This window comes from Haloquadratum walsbyi J07HQW2, from assembly GCF_000415985.1.
In the GTDB taxonomy this organism is placed as follows: Archaea; Halobacteriota; Halobacteria; order Halobacteriales; family Haloferacaceae; genus Haloquadratum; species Haloquadratum walsbyi_B.
The window spans coordinates 3,199,491-3,209,578 of sequence record NZ_KE356561.1 but is presented as its reverse complement, the minus strand read 5'-3'; the positions used below and the strand labels follow the sequence as shown (position 1 = coordinate 3,209,578).

The following is a 10,088-nucleotide window of genomic DNA, read 5'->3' as shown; positions in this document are numbered from 1 at the left end:
CAGAACGGGCGAACCGCCACAAAAAGCGATTCAAATGTCGTGAGTGCGAACACCAAGACCACGCCGACCGTGGCGCTGGTGTGAGTGTCGCGCAGAAGTGGCTACGAAAGCAAGACAATCGAAATGTGCCTGCTCTCAACACACTCCCGCAGGTGCGGAAATGGGAGTTGCGACGGCAGGCATCGGGGCCTGTGGACGGCCCGACCGTGACCCACCACACCGCTCAAGGCCACCAGACCGATGGTGTGTCGGGTGTGTCCGACCAATCCACGGGAAGAAGCTCCGGGGCTTGACCCCGGAGCAGTTCACAGCTTTTGCAACTTCACGTAGTTCAGTGGGAAATCGTTCGTAGAACCGTTGATCATTAACTCGGCTTGTTGGACCTACAATACTCGCTGAACCTAAGACAGTGTCCTCAGTACCTGTTGATGGAGTCGCGACACTTCGGAGACTAGGTAATCGCTCTTTATCATCGTACATTTTCGACTATTGTGAGCGTCGTTTGGACTGCATTCACCGGTTTCAATGAAAAATTCCATATCAGACACATACAGATTAGGTTGAATTCAAAAAGTTGGTTCCAGTTGTCACGCCGCTGTGAACTATACCCCTGTTTTTAGTTTCAAAGCCATGTTTGGTCCCTTTATGATAGTCGTATTCATATCTTGAAAATCCAGAATGAGCATGTGGGTCAATAGATCCGGGAATAAGATAACTTCCGTCTGGGTCAATTGTCTACTCGGCTTCACGCAAATTTGGAAGGGAACTACCCGAAATAATTGATCCGCTCTTAATAGCGACTCCGCCGATGAATATCTCAGTCGGTGTTATGACTTTGTTATTGATAATACTCAAATCAGCAGTCGATATAACATATTCCGATTCGGTCCAATTAATTTAAGATTACTGTGCGATTGATATCATCGGATAAGATTTAATTCGACTTTTTCAGCTAACTGTTCATGACACTCTTTCGGGTGTGTTGGATGGATCGTCACTGGCTTGTGATGGTTTTTACTCTGAATGATCAACGCATATCGATTAGTATAGGTTCGGTAGAGACTTCCCAGACCGACTAGAGCAAAACAAAGTCCGATGAGTGGATTTTGTGTCAACATAATGTATCCACCAACACCTGCAAGCAGGATACTCATCACCGCCATGTCCCACTGGAGCGTTCGAAGCCCGATCTCAGCAATATCTTCTTTATATATTTTCTTATAATCGTCATCATCGTCGTTGATAATTATAGCCTCAGCAGAATAACCAACCCATCCAGATGAACGCAGGGGCATCTCCGCAATTAGTGTGTCATCAAGCTCTAAGTTACCCTTAATTTGTCTGGTATTTTTCGAGTGGGTGTCCTTACTCATGATTGCTGCACTCACAATATATACAGTTACGTCTTATTTTGAACCAATGATGCCGGTCATCAATCGTCGGCAATTTCTTGATCTGTCGTTTCACCTCGTGAGAGCACACGTTCATATGACGGCTGGAAGGCGTCTTCATCCTCAGTAATCTCTCCCCAAGCAGTCAAACCGCGCTCCTCATCTGTTCCGGGAATTGTATTATCAAGAATAAATGCCGCAATCCCACCGACTGCAATTTGGGTTCCAAGGACGATGCTAAGTGTTTGAGCAACTTCTGGGACTCCAAGCACTGTCCCCAGTACCGGCACATTTGAGAGACCCGCTTCTAAAGCACCAGACTCTAGCCCATTCATATACCGTGGAATCGAAAGACCAGCAAACAATCCAAATCCGACAACGAATATATTCCGGTTCTGATTCATGTCGACGTGTTGAAGTTGTGAGAGTCCAACACCGACGATCTGGGCAAACATTGCTAAGAAAAGTCCACCGACGATAGCGTTTGGAATAGTGGTGACGAACGCACCAAAGTATCCGACATATCCAACTAAGATCATCACAACAGCACCAATCTGGACAACATATCGAGAGGCGACACCGGTGATACCGATTGCGCCAACGTTCTCAGTATATGACGTAGAGCCGTTACCGGTTCCCATGATTCCTGCAAACAGATTACCCAATCCTTCCATGCCAAGCCCATGATTAACCCGCCGGGAGTTGGGTGCACCTTCGCCAGCCATCCGGGCAACAGAATGATAATCGCCAAAGCTCTCGATTGCTGAGGCAAGCATCCCTGCGATCATTCCTGCTGCAAATGAGGTAGTGAATAGTGGTGTTCCCCACTGGAATGGCGTAATCGCACGCACTGGTGGTGCGCTAGCAATTGAGCCGAAACTCACAATATTTACGATTCCTGCAATGGAGAGCGCAGCCGCGATCAAATATGCAAGTCCAAGTCCTAATAATACCGGAAAGAGGTTGAATACCCAAGAGTAATTATCGATATACTGTGAGAACAGCACAATGAGCGTGAGCGTCAATCCAGTCAAATACCAATTTTGTGAAGCGCTCGTAATCTGTGGAACGCCAACAAGCGCCAATCCAATCAGTGCAATGACCACTGCAATAACAGATGGTCCGATATATCGTTTCAATCGACCAAAAATACCAAGATAGCCTATGAGAACCTCCAATATGCCAGCAATAATAATAGCCCCCTGAAGTTCTCGCATCATCACCGTTGGTGCAGCATTACTGGAAGCAAGAACCCCGATGATCGCTAGAGCCGGACCAAGCATAGAAAATGTTCCACCTTGAACAATTGGATACTTATTCCCAATCGTGGTTTGTGCCAGTGTCGCAATGCCAGAGACTACAAAGAATGTCCCAACGAGCTGTGCAGTTTGCGATGCATTAAATCCGAGCGCACCAGCTAAAACAAGTGGGATGGCAATTGTAGACCCGACCATTGTAAGCCAGTGTTGTGTCCCGAGCAAAATCGACTGTAAAAGGGGTGGTTTATCATCAATACCGTACGTTACCATTCCGCCGTCTGTCTCAGCGTTATTATTTTTGTTTTCTTTAGACATGTCTTATGAGAACAATCTATGTGATGAATACACACTCACATATTTTGTTAATACTAACTGCTAATTAAACAGATGAATAAATCTGATGGTGAGATACGGTCTCTATCAAAAGCGAACGTTGAGATGTATCTATAATAATTCATATATTTATCTCAGTGTCTACTCGGACACAAGCGTAACTAACAATTCAATACTCGGATATCGGTAATACCGACAAATCGCCTGCATGATGGCTAAATAGTAAATCTGTGTATTCATTTCAAATGCATCTAACTTATTCATCGGTATATCATGCCTACTATAAGCTGTATAATATCATATATATGACTATGGAACTATTTGACAGCCAACCCGTGGGAAAAATATATTTTACAGAATTACAAGGAGTATGCCCCGAGGTTGAATCCGACAACCCGTGACACAAACCATTACATAGACATACCGATGATTAACTGACAGCGATGGAATACAGTCACCGCTACCTCGCATACCTGACATGGGAGGTAGCCGGTGACCTAGAATATCATATTGACACTCATCGCCAAGCATACAACTACACCCTGTATGAGTATGAAAACGTGGACGCCGACAATATCGGCTCCGCGTACATACACCACCACTACCACCACTATCGACTCCCCGACTGGAAAGACGAGTTCCCCATCTTCTCAGAGGCAGAAGTCAATTCGAAGGCTCTACGACGAACCGTCGCGCGATTCTAACAGAACCTCGACAGCCTTTCCGAGCAGAAACAAACCGGGCGAAAGGTCGAGAAGGTCAACTGGAAGTGGAAGTCGCCGCGGGAGTTCCAGAGTCTGACGTTTTCTCAGTCTGGCTTCGGGCTCACAAACACGAGTGGTCGACACGCGACACGACACTCCGGCTCTCCAAAATCGGAGACATTAAGCTCAGCTCCGTTACCATCGAGACATCCCAGATGAAGCGGACCTCAAAGAGTCACGCTCAAGAAAGAGACGACCAGTGAGTGGTTCGTCTCTTTCGGCCTCGAAACCAACGACGCTGACCTTCCCGAGAAGCCCGGCGTGAGATCGGTGGATACGATCAATAGCGTTGGGATTGATCTCGGCATTCTCAGCGACACTACATCCAAACCTCGAACGGGAAGACGGGACGGTGGATTAGCTCGATCTCGAAGACGAGTACGAGCGGCTTCGCCGCAAACAGCGTAAACTCTCGCGGAAACAAAAAATCTCGAGCAGCTACATGAACTTTCTCGGGGTTACATCAGTATCAAAGCCCCGACTCCGAGGCTTCGCAATTCAACGACACGATTTGACTTGCAGACACCAACTGAGGTGATCCCCATCCAATTCCCCATCGGTCTCCGCAGCGGTCCCAGTCGCAGGACCAACCTGCACGACATGTATCCCATGTAGTTTGGCTTTGCTTTGTACTCCAGCACCAGCATCTCGATGAACTGTCGCCATGCAGCATCCTGGTTATTTTTGACGTTCTGGCTGGACACATCCGTTGGCTTCACGTCCAATCCAAGTCTTCGACGAACACAGCATTATACTCGGTTATTAACCATGTCGTGAGTTTCTACTGGAAATTGTTGACCTTCTGGGCGATTGATCGATTTGCCTTAGCGACCTGCTAACGTTGGTGCTCCCGACTGTTACTGCCTTGCGTTGTTCTTTCCGTGAAAACGACTGTTGCTCACGGCGGAGGCGGTCGTGCTCTTCGTCCTCAATCAGATCAAGACAGTCAACACTATCAGTATCACTTGTGTCGATGTAATTCTGGATGCCGAGATCAATACTAACAGAATCGTCACCATTCAGTTCACCAATCGGTGTTCTCAACGGGAGTGCATTATCGGGCATCTCTAGCCCGAACGTGACGACCCACTCACCGGTGCGGTGGCGGTCGATTCGTGCTTGATTGTGACCTCTTTGATGATTGCGTTCGGCGGAATATCTCGATGATACCATACCGGATCGGGTTGGGATATCACCAATCCCAGAGACAGAGAGCCAAAGTGTCGCTCGCTGACCGCTCGTGTGTGTGAGCTTGAATTCAGATTGCGACTACGTCAGACTCCGAAACTCTCGTGGTGGTTTCCACCGAAGCATCCCGATCCCAACCGCCTGCCCGTTTTGCTTCAGTTCGGAGAACCCACTCAGGGTACTGTAGAACCGCTTGACCGTCCTGTTACTTGCAGTGCTTTGGACTAGAGTGGACTTCGCTGAACACCGGACATTCGTCTGTCCACTGTGTGAGGCGGTTGTGGTGTGGTGTTGGGACGCCGACCCGATATTCGCCGTTTCAGTATCAATAGTCTGGTAGTCGTAGCGGGTATAATTGTAGGCTTGGCGGTGAATATCACTGTAGGATTCCGCGTCCGGTCTGAGGTGAGCCCTCCCCGGTCGGGATAGGCCTGATAGCGGAACGTGTACTTCAGTGGTATACATATCTAGTCGCATTACTGCGTATACTTATTATGCCTTGTATCAGTGTCATGTTGGCTTCATCCGCGGCCATGGGGTCACATCAGTATCAAAGCCCTGTGGTATTCGCCGTGTTCAGCTGGTAAACTATCGCTCAGCGAGTTGTTCGAGCGTGTCGCACCGACTTTGAGATGCAGAGTATTATGCGCTCTCTGTGAGAGAAAATAGCAATCAACACATCGGCTAATGTAATCATATTGTGTAATAATCCAAGGAAAGCACTGCTAATCTGAGTATCCAGTATTTTATACTAGTACGGTACGTTAGTGTTATCGCGATAATGGACTATGAAGAAATAGTTTCAGAGATCAGTGACGATGGAACGTTTGGGTGGGTTCTGGATCACTATCCAGAATGTATTATGATTACAGCTGGTCCTGCACATGAGAAGCCAGAGGAAGAAATTCTGTTTGTCAACAAGTACTTCGAGCAGATGACTGGGTACTCAAAACAAGAAGCACTTGGAGAGACGCCGAAAATGTTACAGGGTGAGGAAACCAGTCAACATGTGATTGATAAGCTGACGGAAAGTCTATCTGAAGAAGGACGCTTTATTGGGGAAACAACAAATTATCGAAAGAGCGGTGAAGCATACAAAGTCCGATGGTCGATTGATGCGCTTCAACCGACCGAGGATTCGGGTGTGACACATTGGATTTCTATCCAGCGTGATATGAGCGATGATCCGTTGACCAACGGTTTTCTTTAAATTGGCACTAAACGATAGAATCGTGAGATGCCACCACAGTGTATTTTTTATTTACGGTGACAGACCACATTGTACTCGTTTGAGGTAGTTTGCGAGACCATGTCGAGCAAGCGACGATATGAACGCAGACCTGTTTTTCATCGAATTTTAGTGAAAAGGACAACACCATTCGAATGATGACTACTGTATATATCACAGCCCCGAGAGGGACAGCGAGTGAACTAGCCAAATTTCTGGTTGAGGAACGATTAGCTGCATGCGTGAATATCGTTGATTGTGATTCCACTTATCGATGGGAAAATGAAATGTATGAAGATGAGGAGGAGGCTATCTTATTCGCGAAAACAACAGCAGAGCGATATCCAGAATTGAAAAGAGAGCTTACTGAACGGCACACAAACGATGTGCCCTGCATCGAACGGTTTGATCAAATTGATGTTATTGACTCATTTGCTAACTGGGTAGAAACTGAAACGCGATAGCTCGTGGTGGAACTCATGAGTACGTCGAAATCAGTTACTAATTATACGATCATGCTCTCAGGCTCTAATTGAGGTCCAGATTATCGGTAAGTATGTTTCCGCCTTTGGAGATTGCATGCCATCATCTGTATTGCAAATGAAGCCAACTTCAAACGTCCCGAGTTCTATATTTATACTATGTCTGAAAGTCGGATTAGTAATGATGTACCGGAAAGCGATGAAGAATGGCGTGACGTGCTGAATGAAGAAGAGTATCATATCCTGCGTGAAGCAGGCACTGAGCGCGCAGGCACATCGGATCTATTGAAAGTCAGCAAAGACGGTGTATTTCGATGCGCTGGTTGTGACTCAGAACTGTTTCAGTCAGATGAGAAATTTGAGTCCGGAACCGGGTGGCCAAGCTTTTGGGCTCCTGCTGATACAACTGCTGTTGAGACACGACCCGACCGCAGTCACGGAAGAGTTCGAACTGAAGTCATCTGTAGTACCTGTGAAGGTCATTTAGGTCATGTATTTGACGATGGACCAGAGCCAACAGGGAAGCGCTACTGTATTAATGGCAAAGCACTGGATTTTGACGAATAACACACTGTTCAAATTTAATCTATCATACACTTGTGACGCTAACACCAACACTCATTGAGGAGTATGATCGTGCTGCGCTGGGTCATGACGAGACGGAGACTGCAACCTTCGGTTTGGGGTGTTTCTGGGGACCAGAGGCGCAATTCGGTGCAGTCGATGGTGCTATCCGGACACGAGTTGGCTACGCCGGTGGGAGGAAGTCTGACCCGACGTATCACAATCTTGGAGACCATACTGAGGTGTTTCAGGTTGACTACGATCCAACAGTCCTTTCATATCAACAACTGTTGAGTCGGGCTTTCGAGAATCATCGACCAAATCAGCAGATAAGAAAAACACAGTATCAGAGTCTCATTCTGCCAGCGACATCAGAACAGCGAGAAACGCTCAATACATTCCTTGGAGAACGTGGTTTTACTGCCGACGCTATTGGGACTCGTATTGAGCCCCTCTTTCGATTCTATCTTGCAGAAGATTATCATCAAAAACACAGTCTTCGTACGGATCCAGCACTATCGGATGTGTTTGATGAGATTGGATATGATGATGAAACGCTTCGGGAGTCACCCGCCGCTGCGAAGCTCAATGGTCACGCGAGTGGGCATGCAATCTCTAAGGATGATCACCTCCAGACAGCGCTCGGTAGAACGGTCTGAGAGCAACTATCAAGTAGGTGCGAAATCGCTCAGATCAATTGTCACGCACTGTTCAACATATTTGAGTGGAGTCCCCTTCCTCAAGGAGTGAGCAAAGCGAACGAGTAGGGAGCGGTAGTTGACGTGAGCATTCATGACCGAAAATACGTATTCATTTTTGATCTAGTAGCAACGGCAGATCATAGTGATCAGGATGTTGCGTTATTCGTTGCTGACGATTCCGAAGCAGTTGGTGTCGTTACTGTTGTGTTGCGCTGGATGCTCTCAATCGTCGCGGTTTGATTTTCCGGAACTTGAATCCGGTCAATAACGTTTCCATTCTCGTCGCGAACAACAATTACATATCCAATATTATCGCTACCTGAGGCAGTCGTTGCGGTCCCGGTCTGCTCTGCGCTATCGTTATTTTGATCTGCAACAGGAGTAACTGACGCGCCGGCAAGGAACGAGACGACGTCTTTAGTCTCTCCGAGTTCAATCGCCTCTTCAGTGTCAGCGTTAACAAATACATTTCGCGTCACAGCAGTGTTATCTGTTGGTGATACCTTTGTATGCCACCACAGTTGAGAATCAATAATAACTGGGATTGGCTCAACAACTTTGAATTGCCCATCTCCATTAGAACCAGCCCAGTTCGTTCGACTATCCTCTGAACGAACAATCCCAACCGCCCGTTCAGGACCAAGCAGAGTCTCTCGACCGGTTGAGAATACCTTCCGCTCATTACTATCGGCGTCAAACAACCACACTTCGTCAAGACCACGAGTTGACTCACCGAATGGCTCCATCGCCATCACGTACGTCATTCCATCTGTCTCTGTATCAATAACAAACGGCTGTTCATTACTCGCCGTGACTGGGAGTGATGCGGGTTCGATAACACCACGGAATGACCCAACAACAGAAAGTTGATTGATGATGCCATTTCGGAACCGGAGTGATTCAGCCTCCTCACGAGCGAGTGTCAGTGGGTAAAGACGCTGTCCATCGAGCACTTCACTATCCTGTGCTTCCTCAGGTGATAAATGCTCAATCGTGCCGTCTGGATGGACAAGCCCAACGCCATCCCAGACTGGGACCGTATGTGGAATTGGGGTCAGCTTCCACTCATGACCGGTTTTTGGATACGCCATGTATGCCGTTCCATCGTGCACAAACTCAACAGGATCATCCTGATATGTGCTCCAGTAGCCACCAGTTGTCTTGAGTTGCCAACTTGCTGATCGGAACAAAAACATATTTTGTCCGTGCTTGAAGTCCTGGTCGTCAAACGCAGAGATACTGCGGTTCTCAATCGATGTCATATCGCTCAGTAGCACGCCTCGCTGATTCCCCGTAAGTTGGATACGGAATGGGTCAGGCTCAATGGCATAACTCCAGACCAGTGACCCATCTGGGGAGCGGGCAATATCGCTTGTTCCAAGTCGATGTTGCCGATAAGAAACCGACCCACGTGTTTGAACATCAGAAACCGGACGTGGGACAATCCGTGGATTCTCTTCAGCAATTGCTGGGAGTTCGTCGATCTCTTCGGCATTCACTGTTGTCCGCTCAGCAAGACTCTTACTTTCAAATATTCCGGTAATCCCTCCGACACCAATCGAGAGAAAGAAAACGAACACAATCGCAGTTCCAGCCACATTGATGTCATTAAATCTGACAGCGCTTCGAAATCCGGGGAATAAAAACAGTAATATGCCGACGGCGATGCCAACAGTTGCGGTTCCAAAGAGAATGAGTCCAGTCGGGCTGAATAACATCCCATAGACCCAGAAATGAATCACTGGTCGGGCAAGATAGAGGATCACAAGTCCGAGAACTACGACTCCGATTCGTAGCGCTAATGACAACGGAGATGGGTCTGGACCGGCACCAGAACTAAGCAGTGAATTCAAATTACTGGACCCAGGAAGAATGGAGTCATTGTCTGATGACATATATTCTACTCCTTATAATTGGTTTTCAGCCAGTCTGGACGGTACATATGCGAGCGCAGCGCCTCGTTTACTCAATTGAGGAGCTATAGAAATTAGTCGAGTCACGTTATTATGCATACATATAATCTGTGGTGAACGGGCATTTATGTATCGTTTTACAGATATGAATCATGATGACGATTATGATCATTGATGTGTTGGGTGTAGTGAGTGTAGATTGACATCCTCCTCCGCGTAACCGCGGAGGAATCCCACGGCACTGCACCGCTTGGGTTGGGATATG

The 10,088-nt window shown here is 47.4% G+C and carries 10 protein-coding genes and 3 pseudogenes; 6 read left to right on the top strand and 7 right to left on the bottom strand.

All coding sequences use genetic code 11. The features are described from left to right. Positions 1-293: pseudogene (locus J07HQW2_RS19150) on the top strand (RNA-guided endonuclease TnpB family protein); the annotation flags it as partial. Between the two features lie 22 nt (positions 294-315). Here the strand turns inward: J07HQW2_RS19150 and J07HQW2_RS19145 are convergent. From J07HQW2_RS19145 to J07HQW2_RS15010, 3 genes and pseudogenes are all read right to left on the bottom strand, one after another. Continuing rightward, a pseudogene (locus tag J07HQW2_RS19145) lies at positions 316-480 on the bottom strand (IclR family transcriptional regulator C-terminal domain-containing protein); the annotation flags it as partial. Between the two features lie 440 nt (positions 481-920). Continuing rightward, positions 921-1,373 (bottom strand): hypothetical protein, encoded by a 453-nt coding sequence (locus J07HQW2_RS15015; protein WP_021056477.1) that lies wholly within the window; start codon positions 1,371-1,373, stop codon positions 921-923. Positions 1,374-1,432: 59 nt separating this feature from the next. Next, positions 1,433-2,965, bottom strand: a complete 1,533-nt coding sequence (locus J07HQW2_RS15010; protein WP_021056476.1) for a uracil-xanthine permease family protein — start codon at positions 2,963-2,965, stop codon at positions 1,433-1,435. A 461-nt stretch (positions 2,966-3,426) separates the two neighbouring features. On the opposite strand from J07HQW2_RS15010, the pseudogene J07HQW2_RS20125 reads away from it, so the two are divergent. Continuing rightward, a pseudogene (locus J07HQW2_RS20125) lies at positions 3,427-4,189 on the top strand (RNA-guided endonuclease InsQ/TnpB family protein); the annotation flags it as partial. Between the two features lie 56 nt (positions 4,190-4,245). On the opposite strand, the gene J07HQW2_RS19135 reads toward J07HQW2_RS20125, so the two are convergent. From J07HQW2_RS19135 to J07HQW2_RS19125, 3 genes are all read right to left on the bottom strand, one after another. After that, the gene (locus J07HQW2_RS19135) at positions 4,246-4,413 is read right to left on the bottom strand and encodes a hypothetical protein (protein WP_021056473.1); all 168 of its coding nucleotides are present in this window, start codon (positions 4,411-4,413) and stop codon (positions 4,246-4,248) included. A gap of 96 nt (positions 4,414-4,509) precedes the next feature. Beyond that, the gene (locus J07HQW2_RS19130; protein WP_021056472.1) at positions 4,510-4,920 is read right to left on the bottom strand and encodes a transposase; all 411 of its coding nucleotides are present in this window, start codon (positions 4,918-4,920) and stop codon (positions 4,510-4,512) included. Positions 4,921-5,016: 96 nt separating this feature from the next. Continuing rightward, on the bottom strand, positions 5,017-5,400 hold the full coding sequence (locus tag J07HQW2_RS19125) for a hypothetical protein (RefSeq protein ID WP_303704228.1): 384 nt from the start codon (positions 5,398-5,400) through the stop codon (positions 5,017-5,019). Positions 5,401-5,716: 316 nt separating this feature from the next. On the opposite strand from J07HQW2_RS19125, the gene J07HQW2_RS14995 reads away from it, so the two are divergent. The 4 genes from J07HQW2_RS14995 (at position 5,717) to J07HQW2_RS14980 (ending at position 7,868) form a co-directional block, all read left to right on the top strand. Further along, entirely contained in the window at positions 5,717-6,145 is a 429-nt protein-coding gene (locus tag J07HQW2_RS14995; protein WP_021056470.1) for a PAS domain-containing protein, read from the top strand. Positions 6,146-6,321: 176 nt separating this feature from the next. After that, positions 6,322-6,627 carry a divalent-cation tolerance protein CutA gene (gene cutA / locus J07HQW2_RS14990; RefSeq protein WP_021056469.1) on the top strand — a complete coding sequence of 102 codons (306 nt, stop codon included), beginning with the start codon at positions 6,322-6,324 and terminating at the stop codon, positions 6,625-6,627. A gap of 177 nt (positions 6,628-6,804) precedes the next feature. After that, complete coding sequence (gene msrB / locus J07HQW2_RS14985; RefSeq protein ID WP_021056468.1) at positions 6,805-7,212, top strand: peptide-methionine (R)-S-oxide reductase MsrB; 408 nt, start codon at positions 6,805-6,807, stop codon at positions 7,210-7,212. Between the two features lie 32 nt (positions 7,213-7,244). Then, positions 7,245-7,868 carry a peptide-methionine (S)-S-oxide reductase MsrA gene (locus J07HQW2_RS14980; RefSeq protein WP_021056467.1) on the top strand — a complete coding sequence of 208 codons (624 nt, stop codon included), beginning with the start codon at positions 7,245-7,247 and terminating at the stop codon, positions 7,866-7,868. Positions 7,869-8,056: 188 nt separating this feature from the next. On the opposite strand, the gene J07HQW2_RS14975 is transcribed toward J07HQW2_RS14980, so the two are convergent. Further along, entirely contained in the window at positions 8,057-9,805 is a 1,749-nt protein-coding gene (locus J07HQW2_RS14975; RefSeq protein ID WP_021056466.1) for a hypothetical protein, read from the bottom strand. Between the last annotated feature and the right edge of the window lie 283 nt (positions 9,806-10,088).